The sequence below is a fragment of the Sulfuricurvum sp. genome (genome assembly GCF_028688295.1).
Taxonomy (GTDB): Bacteria; Campylobacterota; Campylobacteria; order Campylobacterales; family Sulfurimonadaceae; genus Sulfuricurvum.
Genome location: NZ_JAQTYM010000006.1, coordinates 1 through 19,160 on the forward strand (window position 1 = coordinate 1; position 19,160 = coordinate 19,160).

Annotated in this window: 18 protein-coding genes and 5 tRNA genes; 13 read left to right on the top strand and 10 right to left on the bottom strand. The window is 42.3% G+C overall.

Annotated elements, in window-relative coordinates; translation table 11 throughout:
- Window positions 1–28: 28 nt before the first annotated feature.
- Genes PHR02_RS02675 through rlmN form a run of 4 tightly spaced genes read left to right on the top strand, consistent with a single transcriptional unit; the run spans window position 29 to window position 2,410 of the window.
- A complete protein-coding gene (locus tag PHR02_RS02675; protein WP_299988555.1) occupies window positions 29–199 on the top strand; it encodes a hypothetical protein in 171 nt (56 codons plus the stop codon).
- The gene (locus PHR02_RS02680; protein WP_299988558.1) at window positions 196–798 is read left to right on the top strand and encodes a hypothetical protein; all 603 of its coding nucleotides are present in this window, start codon (window positions 196–198) and stop codon (window positions 796–798) included. Before PHR02_RS02675 ends, PHR02_RS02680 begins: the two co-directional genes overlap by 4 nt.
- A gap of 9 nt (window positions 799–807) precedes the next feature.
- Window positions 808–1,344 carry a purine-nucleoside phosphorylase gene (locus PHR02_RS02685; RefSeq protein WP_299988561.1) on the top strand — a complete coding sequence of 179 codons (537 nt, stop codon included), beginning with the start codon at window positions 808–810 and terminating at the stop codon, window positions 1,342–1,344.
- Window positions 1,337–2,410, top strand: a complete 1,074-nt coding sequence (rlmN, locus tag PHR02_RS02690) for a 23S rRNA (adenine(2503)-C(2))-methyltransferase RlmN (protein ID WP_299988564.1) — start codon at window positions 1,337–1,339, stop codon at window positions 2,408–2,410. The genes PHR02_RS02685 and rlmN overlap by 8 nt, the downstream gene beginning before the upstream one ends.
- Window positions 2,411–2,501: 91 nt before the next feature.
- Here rlmN and PHR02_RS02695 read toward each other — a convergent pair whose 3' ends face one another.
- Together PHR02_RS02695 and PHR02_RS02700 are read right to left on the bottom strand one after the other, a co-directional pair.
- Entirely contained in the window at window positions 2,502–3,197 is a 696-nt protein-coding gene (locus tag PHR02_RS02695; RefSeq protein ID WP_299988567.1) for an outer membrane protein OmpK, read from the bottom strand.
- Window positions 3,175–4,014 carry a M23 family metallopeptidase gene (locus PHR02_RS02700; protein WP_299988570.1) on the bottom strand — a complete coding sequence of 280 codons (840 nt, stop codon included), beginning with the start codon at window positions 4,012–4,014 and terminating at the stop codon, window positions 3,175–3,177. The genes PHR02_RS02695 and PHR02_RS02700 overlap by 23 nt, the downstream gene beginning before the upstream one ends.
- 159 nt (window positions 4,015–4,173) lie before the next feature.
- Here PHR02_RS02700 and PHR02_RS02705 point away from each other — a divergent pair, with 159 nt between their 5' ends.
- The 4 genes from PHR02_RS02705 (at window position 4,174) to PHR02_RS02720 (ending at window position 10,799) form a co-directional block, all read left to right on the top strand.
- Window positions 4,174–5,073: a hypothetical protein gene (locus PHR02_RS02705; protein ID WP_299988572.1), complete on the top strand. Its 900-nt coding sequence runs from the start codon at window positions 4,174–4,176 to the stop codon at window positions 5,071–5,073.
- The gene (locus tag PHR02_RS02710; protein WP_299988575.1) at window positions 5,070–7,538 is read left to right on the top strand and encodes an EAL domain-containing protein; all 2,469 of its coding nucleotides are present in this window, start codon (window positions 5,070–5,072) and stop codon (window positions 7,536–7,538) included. The genes PHR02_RS02705 and PHR02_RS02710 overlap by 4 nt, the downstream gene beginning before the upstream one ends.
- A gap of 2 nt (window positions 7,539–7,540) precedes the next feature.
- Window positions 7,541–8,761, top strand: a complete 1,221-nt coding sequence (locus PHR02_RS02715) for an HDOD domain-containing protein (protein ID WP_299988578.1) — start codon at window positions 7,541–7,543, stop codon at window positions 8,759–8,761.
- Window positions 8,762–8,957: 196 nt separating this feature from the next.
- Window positions 8,958–10,799: a diguanylate cyclase gene (locus PHR02_RS02720; protein ID WP_299988581.1), complete on the top strand. Its 1,842-nt coding sequence runs from the start codon at window positions 8,958–8,960 to the stop codon at window positions 10,797–10,799.
- 103 nt (window positions 10,800–10,902) lie between these two features.
- Here PHR02_RS02720 and PHR02_RS02725 read toward each other — a convergent pair.
- From PHR02_RS02725 to PHR02_RS02745, 5 genes are all read right to left on the bottom strand, one after another.
- Window positions 10,903–10,987, bottom strand: a tRNA-Leu gene (locus PHR02_RS02725).
- 20 nt (window positions 10,988–11,007) lie between these two features.
- Window positions 11,008–11,084, bottom strand: a tRNA-Arg gene (locus PHR02_RS02730).
- Window positions 11,085–11,095: 11 nt separating this feature from the next.
- Window positions 11,096–11,172, bottom strand: a tRNA-Arg gene (locus PHR02_RS02735).
- Between the two features lie 53 nt (window positions 11,173–11,225).
- Window positions 11,226–11,302, bottom strand: a tRNA-His gene (locus tag PHR02_RS02740).
- Between the two features lie 51 nt (window positions 11,303–11,353).
- Window positions 11,354–11,431, bottom strand: a tRNA-Pro gene (locus PHR02_RS02745).
- A 157-nt stretch (window positions 11,432–11,588) separates the two neighbouring features.
- Between PHR02_RS02745 and PHR02_RS02750 the strand changes: the two genes are divergently transcribed.
- On the top strand, window positions 11,589–12,932 hold the full coding sequence (locus PHR02_RS02750) for a sodium-dependent transporter (protein WP_299988584.1): 1,344 nt from the start codon (window positions 11,589–11,591) through the stop codon (window positions 12,930–12,932).
- 40 nt (window positions 12,933–12,972) lie between these two features.
- Here the strand turns inward: PHR02_RS02750 and PHR02_RS02755 are convergent, their stop codons facing one another.
- The 3 genes from PHR02_RS02755 to PHR02_RS02765 are packed head-to-tail and all read right to left on the bottom strand — an operon-like array spanning window position 12,973 to window position 15,639.
- Complete coding sequence (locus tag PHR02_RS02755) at window positions 12,973–13,749, bottom strand: thiazole synthase (RefSeq protein WP_299988586.1); 777 nt, start codon at window positions 13,747–13,749, stop codon at window positions 12,973–12,975.
- Window positions 13,750–13,768: 19 nt separating this feature from the next.
- Window positions 13,769–14,323 carry a phosphoribosylglycinamide formyltransferase gene (gene purN / locus PHR02_RS02760; protein ID WP_299988589.1) on the bottom strand — a complete coding sequence of 185 codons (555 nt, stop codon included), beginning with the start codon at window positions 14,321–14,323 and terminating at the stop codon, window positions 13,769–13,771.
- Complete coding sequence (locus tag PHR02_RS02765; RefSeq protein ID WP_299988592.1) at window positions 14,320–15,639, bottom strand: NAD(P)H-hydrate dehydratase; 1,320 nt, start codon at window positions 15,637–15,639, stop codon at window positions 14,320–14,322. Before PHR02_RS02765 ends, purN begins: the two co-directional genes overlap by 4 nt.
- 45 nt (window positions 15,640–15,684) lie before the next feature.
- On the opposite strand from PHR02_RS02765, the gene PHR02_RS02770 reads away from it, so the two are divergent.
- From PHR02_RS02770 to PHR02_RS02785, 4 genes are all read left to right on the top strand, one after another.
- Window positions 15,685–16,653, top strand: coding sequence for a KpsF/GutQ family sugar-phosphate isomerase (locus tag PHR02_RS02770; RefSeq protein ID WP_299988595.1), 969 nt, complete (start codon window positions 15,685–15,687; stop codon window positions 16,651–16,653).
- Window positions 16,650–17,597 (top strand): pseudouridine synthase, encoded by a 948-nt coding sequence (locus tag PHR02_RS02775; RefSeq protein ID WP_299988598.1) that lies wholly within the window; start codon window positions 16,650–16,652, stop codon window positions 17,595–17,597. The genes PHR02_RS02770 and PHR02_RS02775 overlap by 4 nt, the downstream gene beginning before the upstream one ends.
- Complete coding sequence (locus PHR02_RS02780; RefSeq protein ID WP_299988601.1) at window positions 17,594–17,992, top strand: secondary thiamine-phosphate synthase enzyme YjbQ; 399 nt, start codon at window positions 17,594–17,596, stop codon at window positions 17,990–17,992. Before PHR02_RS02775 ends, PHR02_RS02780 begins: the two co-directional genes overlap by 4 nt.
- A gap of 2 nt (window positions 17,993–17,994) precedes the next feature.
- Window positions 17,995–19,160, top strand: a 1,166-nt coding sequence (locus PHR02_RS02785; protein ID WP_299988604.1) for a replication-associated recombination protein A, incomplete at its 3' end; no start/stop codon positions are given.

Consider the following 19,160-nt stretch of genomic DNA (forward strand, 5'->3'; position numbering starts at 1 on the left):
TTAATAAAAACAAGCAAGGATTATTCTAATGCAAACGATGCAATTAGTGATTGAAGATGAATTTTATCCTGAAATCATGGCTTTTTTAGAACTACTTGTGGAGGAGAAAAAAATTGAGATTCTTGAAACCTATGGGGAATCTAATGAAGGGCGAAGAAGTTCTTTAGATACATGCTCTATGGATGACAATAGAGCATGAAAGATAGATTACCGTTGTTAATATTTTTAATTTTTGCACTAGTATTATGGTTAGCTGGTATATTTCTGCTAACACTAGATGTAGGAATATTTATTCCATCAGAAAGCTATAAAATATTTTCTTACTTTATTTCTTTTGTTCTTGCAGTTAGTTTGGTGTTTGTTCTGTTTGTTTACATTCCACTACGCAACAACCAAGATAAAAATTATGGACAGGCACTAGTATTAGCATTTTTCGGTTTTATAGTGGTATTACATTTTTATCTAGTAGGTTTTTTTCATGGGTTTCCTGGAATTCTACAATTTGTAAGCCCAACAAAAACAGTAATGACAAAAAAACTAGTTTTTAAATATTATCATTCCGGTCGTGGTGGGAAATGCTATAACCATTTTACTGTTGAAGATTCATTTTATTTTGGTAGAGTATGTACAGATGAAGAAACTTTAAATAATCTCAATATTGGAGATGAAATTGTTTTATATGGGCATCAAAATATATTCGGGTTTTATTCCAAAAAATTTGAATATAAAAAGTATTCAGCCAATCAGGCTAATCTTTTGATAGATGATAATACTACTACGTTACGATTTACTAAATAAGGCGTGTTAATGATTCTCTGTGCCGGCAATAACGAAACGTTTGATTTTGCAACACCGATAGGTGTGGGCTTAATCGACAGTGCGATCAATCTCACTCGTCATTGTTTGGTTTACAAACCCGAATTTCTCCTCTTCGTCGGGAGTGCGGGGAGTTACGGTGAACATAAAATCAACGACATCATTGAGTCTAAAACAGCGGCTAACATCGAGTTAGGGTTTTTGGACAAAAGTTCCTATACACCTATCGATAACGTCGTTTCGGCACAAACGGAATCGATTAAAGATGTTATCGTCAACTCCTCGAACTACATCACGACGAGTGAACGGGCGATGGAGCAAATGAGAGCTTTGGGGATGGGGATTGAAAACATGGAGTTTTTCAGTGTTATGCGAGTGGCTCAGGTTTTCGGTATCCCTGCTGGGGGTGTTTTTTGTATAACAAACTACTGCGACACTAATGCCCACCGCGACTTTATCGCTAATCACGGGTTTGCTAAAGTGCTGTTGCGTGAACATTTGAAAGAAAAAGGGCTAATCCATGGCTAAAAAATCTATTTTGGATTACACCAAAGCGGAACTTGCGGGGATGGTTAAGCCATCGTTTCGTGCCAAACAGATTTGGGGGTGGATTTACCACCAATACGCGACGAGTTTTGAAACAATGGCGAATCTCCCTAAAGCGATGCGCGAAGAATTAGATCAAACCTATGAAATTATGCCCCTTAAAATCGCTCGAAAAGAGTGCTCCACCGATGGAACGATCAAATATCTCTTCGAACTGAGTGACGGCAAAACGGTTGAAACCGTGTGGCTCAAGATGAAAGATGAAGCGATAGATGATGAGGGGAATATCGAGCATGAAGCCCGTTTTACCGTGTGTGTCTCAACGCAGGTGGGGTGCAAGGTAGGATGTTCATTTTGTCTTACCGCCAAAGGTGGATTTACCCGTGATTTGAGCGCGGGGGAGATCGTGGCGCAAGTGTTAGCGGTGAAGATGGATAACGGCCTCGCCGCTCATCGCCGTCTTAATATCGTCTATATGGGGATGGGGGAGCCGCTTGATAATCTTGAGAATCTCGCGAAAGCGATCACGATTCTTAAAGATGAAGAGGGGCTGTCGATTTCAGGAAAACGGCAAACGGTTTCGACGAGCGGTTTGAGTAGTAAAATAGATAAACTGGGTCAGATGGATTTGGGGGTTCATATCGCCATCTCGCTCCATGCGGTTGATGATGAACTCCGTAGTGAATTGATCCCTATGAATAAAGCGTATAACATCGCCTCGATTATCGAGGCAGTGAAGCGGTTTCCTATCGATACCCGTAAACGGGTGATGTTTGAGTATCTCGTCATCAAAGGGAAAAACGATGATTTGATCTCGGCGAAAAAACTGGTTAAGTTATTACATGGAATTAAGTCCAAAGTAAATCTTATCTTTTTTAACCCCTATGAAGGGTCTGATTATCAGCGCCCGACGCGCGCGGATATGGTGGCGTTTCAGGAGTATCTGATCAAACACGGAGTATTGTGTACTATCCGTGATTCCAAAGGATTGGATATTAGTGCAGCGTGCGGTCAGCTCAAAGAAAAAGAATTAAGCGAGGTTGTGTAATGTCGGGGATGGATTGGTTTCAAGTCGGGTTTTTAGTGATCGTGGTGGGTGTGGGGCTCGGCGGCTTTATTTGGGCCGCCATGACAAAAGACTAAAAGGTGTATTTAATCATCGCCTGAAAAACATCGTTATCGGTGTGATAGCTGTTTTCATGGTAATAGTGCCATTCTGTCCCCACCTCAAGCTTCCCCTCTTTTATCCCTGTTATGTGCGAGAGATCAAAGAGCAATTGATTTTGGCTCAAAAAATCTCTTGTCGTCCAGTCGGTGAATCCCTCAAAATGCCATTGTTCACTCACTGGAGCGTAATAGTTTAGTGAGAACTGATAGGTTTCATCTCCAATATTTTGAATTTTCCGATACGCATTAACGCCAAAAACACTAAATCCTGGAAGAATTAAATCGCATCCTACACCATAAAGCCATGCATGATAAGTCTCGGAACGGTTGTACTGAAATGAGAGATAGCTCTCCTTGAGTATTCCTACCGTGGATGAAAATCCACCTATTTTATCAAGACTGAGTCGTGGAGAGAGTTCCCCGTAGAGATCATTTTTTTTGTTGCTAAACTGGAGACCCTGATGCGTATAGGCGTAATCGGCAAATATAAACAGATCCCCATAATCGAAGGTGCGATAGTGCTCAGCAGTAACAGTTTGTTTTGCTCCATCAGTAGTATCTAAAAAGGTTGGCCCTTCGAAATCACCGTAAAGGTACTGAATGTTTGTCATCGAAAAAGCGCTAAGGGCTGAGGATAAGAGAAGATTAGCGAAGAGTAAGCGTTTCATTCAGTTCCTTTGGAAAAAGTGCATTGATCTGATCAATGAGATGGAGAGGGTCGCTCTGGAGACCTAAAACCATGAGTCCAAAATGTAGATGAGGTCCGGTGATCCGACCCGTTGCTCCTGTTAGACCGATGGTTTGCCCCCTCTGGACGTTCTCTCCCACTTTTACATCAAATTGGCTCATGTGAAAATAGCAGCTGTAAATCCCCTCTCCGTGATCGATGATGACGGTTCCTCCGGCGTAATAACGATCTTTGACCAACATAACGACACCATCATTGGTCGCGAGGATGGGTAGTGGCGTACGCGCACGAAAATCGACACCTCCGTGATAACTCTTTAAAACGCCGTTATAGGTACGTGCTGAACCGTAAAGGCTCGTGATATTGCTTTCCATCGGGTAAATAAAAGGTTTATTCCAATAACGTGTAGGGGTAATGGTGTTATAGATTTTTTCGGCTTCGGATTTCTCGTCGGCGATCCGTTGTAATGCTTCTGCTGGCGGTGTCACTTTGGAACTCTCTACGATTAAAACTTCACTGGGATAATCAAAGGTACGGATATCGATCGGTATCTCTAGCTCACCCAAAAAGCTTACCCATTTAGGTTTAATCTCTTGGGGCGGGGTGTGGTAGTCCGTGGGGATAATAGCGATTCCCAGAGCCGGATTACTAGGATGAGGGAGGACAGTAATATTGCGTTCATTCATGATAAGTGATCCTGATGCGTCAGAGAGGGGGAGAACTAAACTTTTTCCGTTATACCCCTCGATCCCCCACAAAGATGCTATAGCGGTCAACAAAACGAACCAAAAACGCATAAAACTCCCTACAACTTTACATGGTGGCATTGTAGCATTAAGGGGGTTGAATCTGCAATTTTCTTTTTTTTTGATTGTGGAAAGATGTTGTTTGAGGTTTTATAAAGAATAGTATGTTACTATAAATATTATGTTGGATAAATAAGAGGATTTTATAGTATGAAAAAAGCTCGAATAGTGGGTTTTGTTTTACTGCTCCTGCTAGCGAGTGCTGCGGTTTTATACTATTATGTAAACCGTCCCAACGTCTCTTCTAAAATTGAAATTTCGACGAATCCGTGGGTTGGGTTTACTCCATTTATTTATGCACAAGAGAAAGGGTGGCTCGAAAAGACCCCTTTTCACTTTGTGTGGTTGGTTGATTTAACTGACAATGCAAGGTTATACGATCGGGGATTTACACAAGGTTTTACTGCAACACAGTACGAACTGCTCCATTTTAAAAATAAAAACACTATCAAACCTGTTTTTTTGATCGATCGCTCGTATGGAGCTGATGCGATTGTCTCTAACCGATCTTTGGATGAGTTACGATCCACTAAAAAATCGATAAAGGTTTATTTGGAACGAGGATCACTCAATGATGACTTTTTTGAGGCGTTTGTCGCAGAAAATAGAGTGGAGAAAATACCGTTTCATCTGATCGATGCTTCTCAAAAAAGTATTGCTAATCTCCAGCAGAGCGATGATCCTGTCGTGATTTTATCGTATCAGCCCTATCTCTCCGGATTGCTCAAAAAAGGGTTTCAACCACTGGCATCGACGAGAACAATGGAGCGTTTTTTTGTGATCGATGCTTTGTTTGCAGATGAAGCGGTGTTTGTGGGTAAAGAGAAAGAATTTATCAAGCTCAAAGAGCTTTTTACCCTGAGTGTTTCACGGCTTCATGATGATCCGTATGAGTATTATGAGACGATCAAAGGGTATTTGGAAGGGCAAAGTTATGAAGAGTTTATGGCTACAACAACGCAAATTGAGTGGCTTCATCAAAAACAACCTGAAAAGATTATCCATTATTTAGAGGAACAGCAGGTGAAAACAGATAGGCTTTTACCGTGAAAATACAACGTTTTGCCCTAATGGCGGTTATCGCTTTTTTTATTTTGATTGCGGTCTTATCGAGCAGTTTTTATCAAATCGAGAAGGTTGGAACACTCCGCTATATCTCGGAGGGGATTAACCAAAATATGTTTCGCCTCGAAGAGGATATTCAAATATCGCTTCAAGACAATCAGATGGAGGGGCTTCAAACATTACTGGATGAGGCGAGTGCAATTGACGCTGCAATAGAGACTATTTCCCTATCAATAGATGGAAAAAGTGTTGTAGCCTCCTCTTCTCGTTCTTTAAGCGGAAAATTGATTGAAGGTAAATATCTCCCGTTAGAACAGTTATCCAAAGGGTTAATCGAGGAAAAATATCTCCATTATTCGAGTGAGGTAAGCTACTATACGGACTCGTCAAAAAAGCGGGCAATTTTACTGATTGATTTGGATGAAACGTTTGTTTTTGAACGGCTAAATCATATTGCACTATTTTACGGTTTAGCCTTATTTTTAGTTTTAGGCATTGTTGCTTTGGTTGTGTTGGAAGGGATTCGTCGATTGATTATTCAGCCTTTAGAACGTATTACATTGCGTGCTCAACAACAAGACGGTCTTCAAGAAGATCATTTAATCGAAGAATTATTTATTTTGGATCAAACACTGTGTGATTCATTTCATTCGATGCAGCGTCAGCAAGTCGATTTGAAAGAGGCGTTGAATGAAGCAGTGTATCTTGATGGGATTCTTCGGACGGTTGCTGATATTAACCAGTTTTTGATTAGTGCAAAAGATGTTGATGGATTGATGCGGCACTCGTGTAAGCGTTTAGCAGAACATCCTGGCTATGGGTTGTGTCACATCGCACTCCAAGAGGATAATAACCTAATTTTGAAAGCGTACTCGGATGATCCGACGGGTTATTTGTATCCGAACATGGTTATTGCAATGAGTGATGAGAATATGGATACGATTGATCCGCTCAGACGTGCTTTTCAAGAGAATATAACCCTTACTTTAGAACATTTGGAGAGAGAAACTTCTCTTGGATCATGGCGTTTTATCGCTGAAAAAGGGCAGTACGGTTCGATGATCTCGATCCCTTTGGTAAGTGCAATTGACACATCCCCTTTAGGGGTTCTAACCCTTTATTCAAAACGTTCTGAGTCGTTTGATACAAAAGAGATATCGATGCTCGAGGAGTTAGCGGGTGATATTGGGTTTGCGGTACGTTCCTTTACCCAACGTGAGCAATTGGAATACCATCTCAGTACTGATCCGATTACCGATTTACCTAATCGTTTTTCTTTGGTTGAAGCGTTGGCACATGAGGACATCTCCGGTTTAGCAATCGTTAATATTGACCGTTTTAGCGATATAAATGAGGTATACGGTGTAGCGATCGGCGATACTATTTTATCAGGATACGGACACTGGCTAAGCCTCAAGATTGCGGCACAGAAGAATATGACACTGTATAAGATGGGAAGTGATGAGTATGCTTTGGTGGTTTCTCATTGTCATGATTTAAATGTATTTGTCCAATTTATAGAAGAGCTGATCGTTTTAACCCAAAAAGAGTCGTTTATTGTCGAGGGAATTGAGATCGTGTTGACGATTACCGTTGGATTGGCTCGTATAAGCGACCGAGTACTGGAGCACGCTACCGCTGCGATTAAGCAAGCGAAGCGCCAACGGCACAGTTTAGCCCTTTTTTCACTTGAATCCAAACATGAGCAAGAGAATAATATCGCGTGGTATAAACGGATTAAAGAGGCGATAGAAGAGTCCCGTATTGTCCCTTATTTTCAGCCGATTGTTGATAATCTGAATGGAAAAATTATCAAATATGAAGCACTTATCCGTCTTATTGATCGTGATCATACCGTTATCTCACCTTATCAGTTTTTGGAGATTGCAAAAAAGACAAAGCTTTATCCTGAGCTTACAAAAATAATGATTGATAAGGTGATCGAAGCGTTTAAGGATTCCACCCTACCTGTGAGTCTAAACCTCTCAACTCAAGATCTCATCAACCCTGATTTGGCCGATTATTTGGAACGTGCGATACATGATAATGGTGTAGGTCAATTGATGATTTTTGAAATTCTTGAGAGTGAAGGAATCGAAAATTACCATGCGGTTAGTGAGTTTGTGGATCGCTTCAAGTCGATTGGATGCCGTTTTGCAATCGATGATTTTGGTTCAGGTTATTCAAATTTTGACCATCTTTTAAAGCTAAATGTGGATACGCTCAAGATTGATGGAGCGTTGATTAAAAACCTGCCACATGATCGAAATGCACAGATTTTCGTTAAACATATTTGTGATTTTGCTCATGAAATGGGAATCAGTGTTGTTGCAGAATTTGTGGCAAATGAAGAGATTTTTAAAAGGGTGAAAGAGATGGGGATCGATGCCTCGCAAGGGTACTATTTTTATGAACCCTCACCCACGTTAATAGAGCAAGAAACGAAATAAAGATGGGAAGCAGTTACATCGGTCGTCAACCCATTGTAAACGAACGCGGTGCGTTGGAAGCGTATGATCTTTTTTATTCCGGAAATCAGGGGAATACGCATCTAACCTCGAATCTCATCAATGATTTGCAAAGCGCTTTTGGAATCGATCGTATTTTGGGCAAGAGGATCGGTTTTATCCGCGCTGACTATCCGTTTATATTTCATGAATTGTTGGAATTACTCCCAAAAGAGAGGGTTATTTATGCACTGCTTGAAGAGATCGTGATCGATGAGCCGTTGTGTGAACATTTAAAAAGGCTCTCCTCTTTAGGGTATCGTTTTGCCCTGAATGATTTTGCGTTTACAACGGAAAATATCGAAAAGTTTTCTCCCGTTTTCCCCTATTTAGAATTTGTAAAAATCGATATATCCCGTACAACTCGGATTAAACGTGAAGATATAGAAGGGTTAAAAAAACTCGGATTGATAGTAATCGGAGCAAAGATCGAATCACACGACAAACATGCTGAGTGTGTCGCAAAAGGGTTTTCGTATTTCCAAGGTTATTTTATTTCCAAACCAAAAATTCTCGAAAACCCCTCTTTTTCTCTTGATCAAGAAGCGGTGATACAACTATGGAATATGCTCCAGTGTGAAGTGGAGATTGATACCTTAGTCAAAGCGTTTGAACTCAATCATATGGTAAGCCTCAAACTCATCCGGTTTATTAACTCCGCTGTTTTTTCGCTTCGCAATCCTGTATCCTCTATCCGGCACGTTTTGACGCTGATGGGGAGAGAACCGCTTTCACGATGGATTATGCTGCTTATGTTTTCTGAAGCCCAAAAATCGGATCAAAATACAATTCCCCTTATTCTGATGGTCGTTAATCGAACGGAATTAATGGTAAAACTTTTAGGATTGATTACTAAAAACCCTACAAAAGCGCAGAACGCGACGGCATATTTCGTTGGAATGCTTTCGTTAATCCATCTTCTTTTTCATATACCGCATCGTGATGTATTAAAACGACTCAATGTTGCTCCTGAAATAGAGAGAGCATTATTCGAAGGGGATGGATTTTACGGGGAATTACTTAGCATGGTTCGTTCCATCGAGATGCTTGATGCTGAGGGAATTGAGAAATTTTTAGAGAAACATTCACTGGAATATACTGCTTTGGAACCATTGATAGCTGAAGCGATGGAAAAGGTGAATCAGTTTGATGAAGCGATGGGATAAATAAAAGTATTTGTCACTATAAAAACATAATACAATCAGACTTTCTGTGAATAAGATGATTCTCCACCTCTATTTTTGATTATGTGCTAAATAGTTTTAAACAAAACATTTATTAAACACTTCTTCTCTATAATAAGAAAATCGGCTATGTTTTTGAAAATGCTAATAATCATTTAAAAGGAATAAGATAAAAAGTATGCTTATTAAAATTTTACTCTCTCTATTTATAATGGTCACTTCTGTATTTTCCTCTGAAAATGTTACGATCGGTGTCTTAGCTTTTCGTTCTAAAGCCGATACATTAAAAGAATGGGAGCCAACCGCTCAGTATCTGAATCAAAAAGAACCTGCGTATGCGTTTACGATTATCCCTTTAAATTATCCAGAACTAAATGATGCCGTCAAAAATAACAAACTCGATTTTGTTATTAGTAATTCTGGACATTATGTTTATCTTGAAAAGAAATATCATATCTCCCGTATTGCAACAATGATGTATTATAAAAATGGCCAATGGCTTGATCGTTTTGGAGGTGTCATTTTTACCCGTTCTGAGCGTTCTGATATCAAAACAATTGATGATATAAAAGAGAAAAAAATAGCAGCAGTAGATGCAGAATCACTTGGTGGATATGCGGCACAAATGTATGAGCTTTTGAATCATGAAATGAATACAGATGATCTCAATATACATTTTACCGGTATGCCTCACAAACAAGTAGTTAAAGAAGTCCTTGATGGCAAAGCAGATGTCGGATTCGTTCGTACGGATTTATTGGAAGGGATGGAAAAAGAAGGGGTTATTCAACTAAGTCAGTTAAAAATACTCAATCTGCAAAAATCAGACAATTTTCCTTATCTACTCTCCACGGAACTTTATCCTGAATGGCCAATTGCACGAATGGTTCATACATCTAAAGAATTATCCAATAAAGTAGTAGTTGCATTACTGCAGCGTAATATTCATGACAAACCCGAGGAAGGCGATATCGGATGGTCCTCACCACTAGAGTACAGTCAAGTTCACCAAATATTTCTAGCGCTTCGAATGCCTCCGTACGATCAACCTGAAGTATTTACACTTACAGACATAGTGAACAAATATAAAATAACTATTTTGTCTTTTTCTTTTATTACCGTTGTTTTTTTATTTTTGATTGCTTGGATGTATCGTAAAAATTCGTATGAAAAAGTATATGTCAAATCAATTTTGGATGCTTCGCCTAATCCTACTGTTGTAACGAATGGAGAATTTCTTGTAAGTGCAAACAAATCAATGCTTGCCTTTTTGGGTTATGCAACACTTGCAGAATTTAAACGCGAACATAACTGTGTATGTGATTTGTTTGAAGAAGGAGATACCGATGAATATCTCCAGCCTTTAATGGATGACACAATATGGATAAAGTATGTCATTGATCATCCTGAGCGTGAGCATAAAGCTAAAATCACTATCAATGGCGAGACCACTATTTTTAAAATCGATGCATCAATTTTAGGATTTAAAAAGCGATTCCGAGCGATTGCGATTTTTACAGATATTTCTTTAATGCTTAATCAATCGACAAGTGATGCACTCACTCATGTTGCCAATCGACTTCACTTTGATTTACTTTTTGAACATGCGCTACACATTGCACAACGTGAAAAATCTCCTTTAAGTGTTATATTTTTTGATATCGATCACTTTAAACACGTCAATGATACTTTTGGTCACTTAATTGGTGATGATGTATTACGTAAAATTGCTGAAATTTCTAAAAATTCACTCCGTAAAAGTGATGTAGTTGCTCGCTGGGGCGGAGAAGAATTTATTATACTTCTTCCTAATACGCCTGTGATTTACGCTACTCAAGTGGCAGAACATCTTCGTCAAAGTATTGAGTTTCAAGCATTTGACATCGTGGGTCATATTACATGTTCATTTGGAGTAAGTGAATTATATGAAGATGAAGTTGAAGATACATTATTACGTCGCGTTGATGAACTGCTATACAATGCAAAAGCTAACGGAAGAAATACGGTTGTAGTGGGATAGATGTCGCCAATTCAAGAAGTAGTGCTTTAATATTGCTTTGAGGATTTTAATTTTTGAAGAAGTTTACCGATGCCCATATAAATAGGGGTTTATCGATTGTTGGTGGTGCGGATGAAAGGACTTGAACCTTCACACCTTGCGGCACCAGATCCTAAGTCTGGCGTGTCTACCAATTTCACCACATCCGCGCACATAAAAAAGTCTAAGGTGGTACGCCCTAGAGGATTCGAACCTCTGACCGATGCCTTAGAAGGGCATTGCTCTATCCAGCTGAGCTAAGGACGCGTGAGTATATATGGTGCGCCCGATAGGGTTCGAACCTATAACCTACGGATCCGAAGTCCGTTACTCTATCCAGTTGAGCTACGAACGCACAATCGCCTTCTAAAACATCGTGTATCAAAGGTGTTTCAAACCAGAAACAAATGGGGTGGAATATGGGAATCGAACCCACGACCCTCAGAACCACAACCTGATGCTCTAACCGACTGAGCTAATTCCACCATCTATTATAAATAATTCTGTGTTTGAAAAAAACGAAAAAGAAAAAAACATGGTCGGGGCGAGAGGACTCGAACCTCCGGCCCCTTGGTCCCAAACCAAGTACTCTAACCAGACTGAGCTACGCCCCGACCTTCATCTAATTTTACTCAAGTGAGCTAATTAGTGAGGCGAAATTATAGTTGAAAATCTAGTAAATGTCAATAGTCTTTACGATTTTGCTATAATTCATAGAATAAGGAATCAATTTTGCTAATGATTCAACAAGAAAGTGGATGAAGGAACAGAATGAAGATAGCACATTTTAGCCGGTGGGGATTTTTGATGGCTGCCGCAGGTTCGGCAGTCGGATTAGGAAATATCTGGAAATTTCCCTATATTACGGGTGAATATGGCGGGGGTGCATTTGTTCTGGTCTATTTATTAACAGTAGCAGTAGTAGGCTTTTCGGTTATGATCGCTGAAATGCTCATCGGGTATTTGGGGCGACGTGATGGTGTTGGAGCGTTTGAAGAGCTGGCTCCGCGTCATAAAGAGAGATGGAAATATGCCGGATTTATGGGGCTCTCTGGAACATTGGTGATGTTTTATTACTCAGTGGTTATCGGGTGGATTTTTTACTACATTACCCTCTCTTTCGGGACACTCCCTGCTTCGATTCCTGAAGCTGAGGGGATTTATAACACGCTCATGACACAAGGACTCGGGACACAAATATTTTTTCATACCCTTGCATTTATTATTATTACTGCTGTTTTAGTTCGAGGAATCAAGGGGGGGATTGAGAAATTCAATCTCATCTTGATGCCGGCGTTGATGATGATTATTGCGGGGATGCTCATTTATGCGATGAATTTAGAGAGTTTTACGAAAGCACTCTCCTATATGTTTGTCCCCGATTGGAGCAAGCTCACCTCTGAAGCGTTTGCCGTAGCGGTGGGACATGCCTTTTTTACCCTCTCTCTAGGGATGGGGGCGATTATGATTTATTCGGCGTCATTGGCGAAAGATAGCAATATCGTTCGCGCTTCTTTGTTTGTTATTGCGACGGATACGCTAATTGCTTTAGCCGCAGGGTTAGTTCTTTTTACCTTTTTATTCCAATACGGCGCGGAACCTGCTAAAGGGCCTGGGCTTGTCTTTATCTCTCTTCCTTCGGTATTTCATGCGATGGGATTAGTGGGGAATGTACTGGCGGTTTTGTTTTTCGTAGCATTGGCATTTGCCGGACTCACCTCTTCGGTTTCGCTTGTTGAACCAATGGTTCAGTATCTGATCGATCGTTGGAATATGAGTCGTGTAAAAGCGGCAGTGTCGATGGGGGTTTTCTTTTATGTGTTCGGGATAGTGGCAATATTGTCACTTTATTCGGGGACAGCGGAATATTTTACATGGGGCGGGAAAAGTTTCTTTGACTGGTCTGATTACATGACCTCAAATGTATTTTTGCCGCTTGCGGGATTGGTGATGGCGATATTTGTCGGTCATGTGATCGAAAAAGAGAGAGTTGCGGCAGTGTTGCAAGAACATATGGGATGGTTTTATCCTATCTGGCGTTTTAGTGTTCGCTACATTGCGCCGGTAGCTCTGTTTTTTGTGATGTTGAATTTAATAGGGGTTATAGAGTTTTAGTACATACTTTTCTCACTAAAGAGAAAAGTAGGGAGAATGACTAAAACTGTATCATTCCATCGACGGGAGAACTTGCCGTTGCATACGGACGTTTTGGAATCCGTCCTGCTAAATAACTGAGTCTTCCTGCAATCACCGCATTTTTCATCGCTTCCGCCATCATCATCGGATTTCGTGCTTGCGCTATCGCCGTATTCGTCAGAACACCATCCGCTCCGAGTTCCATCGCTAACGCCGCATCGCTGGCGCATCCGATCCCCGCATCGACGATAATAGGGACTTTTACCGCTTCGCGTACAAACACGATGTTATATTTGTTTTGAACACCGAGACCTGAACCGATAGGGGCGGCGAGAGGCATGATCGCATGAGCACCCGCATCTTCGAGACGGCGTGCCATAATCGGATCATCCGAAGTGTACGCCATGATCGTAAAGCCATCACGTGCTAATACTTCACACGCTTTGATTGTCTCCAAAACATCGGGATAGAGGGTTTTTTGGGTGTCGCCGATCACTTCGAGTTTGATGAGGTCAATCCCTGTCGCTTCGCGGGTGAGGCGAAAGAGGGTGATTGCCTCTTCGGCGGTGGTGCATCCTGCGGAGTTTGGCAAGAATTTGACATTCGTTCCCGCAAAGGTATCACGGAGATTCGGTTCGTTCGGATTGGTGATATTGAGACGGCGAACGGCGACGGTAATAAGTTCCGATCCTGACGCTAGGGTTGCTGCTTTGGTCGTTTCGAACGAGTCGTATTTGCCACTTCCGACGATGAGGCGGCTGCCGAGGGTATATTTTCCGATTTGTAATGTATGCATAAGTATTTCTCCTTTTGGATTAGTCATTTAAAATTTTGATTACACTGAGCGGCAAAATTTCATGCTCGATTTCGCGAATTTTAGCCGAAAATTCTTCTAAAGTATCCTTGGGATTTTTAGTAAAACTTTTTTGCAAGATTATTTCCCCGCCATCGAGTTCATCGGTGACCCAATGAACACTTACACCACAGATTTTTTCATCACTATCGAAACTCCGCTCAATGGCACGGGCGCCTTTGAAAGCAGGGAGAAGCGAGGGGTGGAGGTTGATGGATCGGACATTGGAGGTAAATACGGGGGTAAGAATTCGCATAAACCCGCACAGAACGACGAGATCGGGGTTGTATTCACCGATCAGTTCTACCAGTGCGGCATCGTAGGCTTCACGACTTTCATGGTCACGATGATCCAATATCTCTACGGGGATATGTGCCACGCGGGCTTTTGCAATTCCACCGGCTTCGGGGTTGTTGGTGATGGCGCAGACAATCGCACCGTGTTTGAGATGGATTTTTTTGATTAGGTTGGCGAGGTTTGTCCCCTCGCCGCTGAAGAGGGCTACAATTTTTTTCATAAAGTGGTAATTCTTTCTATAAGATCAAAGGGGGTGAGGGCATAGTTGTTTTTATCAAATTGTTGTGACGCTAGGGTGTGTGCTAAAGAGCTTTGGATGGCGGCATATAAGGGGGTGTGCCCTTGTGCCAAAAGGGCTCCTATAAGACCGCTCAATACATCACCGCTTCCCCCTTTTGCTAGTGCCACGCTGCCGTGAGGATTGATGTAAAACTCCTCGTGTGCACCGATAATGACGTTAGCGCCTTTGAGGAGGATGACGGCATTAGGAAACTTGGCACAAAATTGCTCAACATACGTAAAACGGTTATCTTGAAGGGTTTGAGTGGTGATGTCTGCTATGCCGCAGATACGCAAAATTTGGGTGAATTCTTTAGGATGTGGGGTGAGGACGAGACTTCCGCGTTTGAGTAATTTTGTAAACATCGGATGATAAAAGATATCGGCATCCAAAACCAACGGCAATGAATGATCGAGTAAACAGGTGAGTTCATCATCACAAAATTCTACTCCCAGCCCCATCCCCAAAGCAATAGCCGTGGTAGTAGAGGGGAGTGAGTGGTTTTGCATCAATTCATAAGGGATAGAGACATTTTCATTGCTGATTAAGCTCACTAGTCCCGCACCAAAACGCAAAGCAGCAGAACCTGCGATGACAGATGCCCCAATTTTTTCACCGCAGATGACACTTAAATGGCCGTAACTTCCTTTGTGAGTGGAGGGTTTGCTGCGATGCGGCAGGGAAAGATCGGTAGGATCGAGTAAGTGCCATGAGGAGGCTACTTCATAACGTGAACGGGCAATTCCGAGATTAACGACGTGAATTTCACCGACGTATTCTTTGGCAGCATCGCTGAAAAGGCTTCGCTTAAGAGCCCCCATAGTGACGGTAATATCGGCTTTGAATGCATGCGGATCGAGCATGCCATCGGCATATAGACCGCTAGGGACATCACAGGCTATTTTAAAGGCATTGGAGGTATTAAGCAAATCTAGTAATTCGGAGGCTTCAAGATCGAGCGCTCTGTTAAGACCGCTTCCAAAAAGGGCATCCACAATCACGTCATAGTGGGTATCCCTTTGATAGTGGAATGAAATACAGTAGTCACCTTCGAGCTGTCGTGCGAGGATGCGTCCATCTGCTCCGTTGTTTCCATCGCCGCAGACGATAAGAATAGTGGAGTTATGTACAAAGTGTGAGCGGATAAAATAAGCCATTCCCATAGCGGCATGTTCCATCATCACGGCTTCTGTAATGGCGAACTTTTCGACGGTTCTTTGATCGAGCGAGTTGACTTCGAAATAAAGGTTTTGCATAAACAGACACCAGCTTTAAAGGGTTATTGAGCTATAATAACTTTTATGAACAACGATTATATCGCAATAGCCAAAAACACACTTGAAATTGAAGCGCAGGCTCTCATAGAAGGATCAGAGCATCTCGGAGAAGAGATGGTTCGTGCCGTGGAGATGATCTTAGCGTGCAAAGGAAAACTGGTTATCACTGGTGTTGGTAAATCGGGGCTGATTGGGGCAAAAATTGCCGCGACGTTTGCTTCGACGGGAACACCGAGTTTTTTTCTTCATCCAACAGAAGCATTACACGGTGATTTGGGGATGATCGGTCGTGATGACGCGGTCTTAGCAATTAGTTACAGCGGTGAGAGCCCAGAACTGAGCTCCATCCTCCCTCACATCAAACGCTTTGAGATTCCTCTTATCGGGATGACTCGAAATGCAGATTCTACTCTCGGACGTTTTAGTGATGAGGTGATAAATATAAATGTCACTCATGAAGCGTGTCCTCTTGATATTGCACCGACTTCTTCAACAACGCTGACTTTGGCGATGGGAGATGCTCTCGCAGTGTGCTTGATGAAGGCACGAAATTTTCAAAAAGAGGATTTTGCATCCTTTCATCCCGGAGGTGCTTTGGGAAAACGGTTATTTGTCAAAGTCGCCGATTTGATGCGAACAACCGATCTTCCGATCGTGGATGAAAATACCCCCCTCAAAGAGGCAATTTTAAGACTCAGCGAAGGGCGTTTGGGTACGGTAATGCTCACGGACAAAGAGGGGAAACTTTCGGGGCTACTCAGTGATGGTGATATCCGTCGTGCTCTTTTGAGCGATAGTTTTTCGCTTGACGCTCCTGCCTTTGAGTTTGCGACAAAAAATCCTCGTGTCATTGATGATTCTACTATGCTGGCTTCTGATGCGCTAGTATTGATTGAAGAGAAAAAAATACAGTTGTTAGTCGTCACCGATTGTGATGGCATGATCCAAGGTGCATTGCATCTTCATACACTCGTGGAAGCAGGTATCTCATGATGCGTTTAAACAAATATATTGCCCACTATTCGACCTATTCACGTCGTGAAGCTGATCAAGCTATCCTCGATGGATATGTCCGTATCGACGGAGAGGTTGAAACTAACCCAGCCATACAGGTAGATGAGCGCAATGCCAATGTCATGATTAGCGGAAATAAGATTGTTCCGAATGATCAGTTTACGGTGATCGTTTATAACAAACCGCGTGGTGAGTTGGTAACGAAAAAAGATCCGCAAGGGCGTAAAACGATTTACGATTCACTCGCAAAACAATACCGCCATTATATTCCTGTGGGACGGCTTGACTTCGCTTCTGAGGGGTTATTGCTCCTCACGGATGCGTCTCGAGTTGCGACAGCGCTGATGACGTCGAAGATGGAGAGGGTCTATAAGATCAAAATCAAAGGTCCTGTTACCGATGCGATGAAAGTCGCTATGGGTGAGGGATTGGAGCTCGAAGATGCGAGTGCGGGTGCGCATGAGTATGCACCTGAGGGTCCGATGAGCTTTGCTCCGTTTTATGCCTACCAAGTGCAAAAAGATCAAGGGGATTACTCGATCCTAAAAGTTGCCATCGGAGAGGGGCAAAATCGTGAGCTTCGCCGATTTTTTGCCCATTTTAATGCTGAAATCGTGGATCTTAAACGTCTCAGTTTTGGAGGGATAGAGCTCAATAACCTCCCAACCGGAAAAGTACGATTTTTGGAGCGAAGTGAGTATTCCAATTTACGTGAGTTTTTGGATGCGGTTGAAAAAGCGGAAAAACAGAAACAAAAAAGTGAGAAAAAAGCTCCGAAAGTGTTCGAAAAATCAGACTCAAAACCCGTGAAAAAGACGTTTGTCAAAGATAAGGCAAAACTCAAACCGAAACCTTCCAATGAGCCATTCAGTACAAATAAGTACAAACCAGACTCTAAATTTTCAAAAGGTGGTAAAAAATGAAAACACTTAAGTTTCCAACCAGTCATAAAACACAGCTGATGGACATCAGTGCCGAAGTCAAAGAAGCGGTGATTACTTCGGGTGTCAAAGAAGGGATTTGTGTTATTTTTACCCCTCATACGACAGCAAGTGTCTTTTTATTTGAAAATGCCGATCAAAACCTCCGTCGCGATTTACTCTCAGCCCTCTCAAGTGTTATCCCGAGTGAGGCTAAATATTCTCATGTCGGCAGTAATGCGGCGGCTCATCTCAAATCATCTCGTATGGGGGCTTCGGTCTCTATCCCCGTTCATGATGGGCGTCCGATGTTTGGAAAATGGCAAGGGGTTTTCTTCGGTGAATTTGACGGCCCTCGTCAAGAACGTGAAGTGATCATTAAAGTCATCGCAGGTTAATCGTGGCGGACTTTACCTATCTGCTTCGTCCGAAAAAATTTGACGATGTGGTAGGTCAAAATCACCTTTGCTCACCTGATGCACCTTTGCGATCCCTCTGCGAGGGGGGTAATCTTACCCACTCTTTTTTCTACGGCCCTCCCGGATGCGGCAAGACGACACTGGCTCGGATTATCGCCGAGGTTATGGCGCTTCCTTTTTATGAGTTTAATGCTACCTCTCTCAAAATCGAAAATTTGCGAAAGATTTTTGATCAATACGAAGGTTCACTCACTAAACCTCTGATTTTTATTGATGAGGTGCATCGTCTCGCAAAGAATCAGCAAGAGGTGTTGCTCCCTGTTATGGAAAAAAACAGTGTGTTAGTGATCGGTGCATCGACCGAAAACCCCTATTTTAGTCTCACTGCGGCGATGCGATCACGCTCACTGCTGTTTGAACTTCACTCGATCACGCATAAAGCGTTAGAAGATTTGTTAGTCCGTACTTCTGTTGAAATGGATGAGGAGGCACGAGAATATTTGATTGCCAGCTCAGGTGGCGATGCTAGGGCTATGCTCAAACTACTCGAAGTTGCTTCTGCACTGAACAAACCGATCACCCTCGCACTCCTAAAATCACTCCGCCCTGCGGCGCAAAGCTTGGGAAGTTCGGAAGCGGGGGTGCATTATGATCTCGCTTCTGCCCTCATCAAAAGTATCCGAGGCTCCGATCCCGACGCCGCGATCTACTACCTAGCCCGTTTGATAGAGGGGGGCGAACCACCCGAATTTATCGCACGACGTCTCGTGATCCTCTCCAGTGAAGATGTTGGCAATGCAAATCCACAGGCGTTGACATTGACTACCTCGGCGATGATGAGTGTCAAACAAATCGGCTATCCCGAAGCGCGTATAATCCTCGCGCAAGCGGTGATCTATCTGTGTGCATCCCCGAAATCGAACACGGCGTATAACGCGATCAACGCCGCGCAAAGTGCCGTGAAAAACGGAGTGATCTTCGATATTCCCGAGCACTTGCGTCAACAGCACAAAGGGTATTTGTATCCGCATGATTTCGGAGGATGGGTAGAGCAAAAATATCTCTCAAAACCTCTCAAATTTGTCGAGTTTAAAAACAGTGGTTATGAAGCGAAGATGGGGGAGTGGATTGAAAAAGTCTGGAAAAA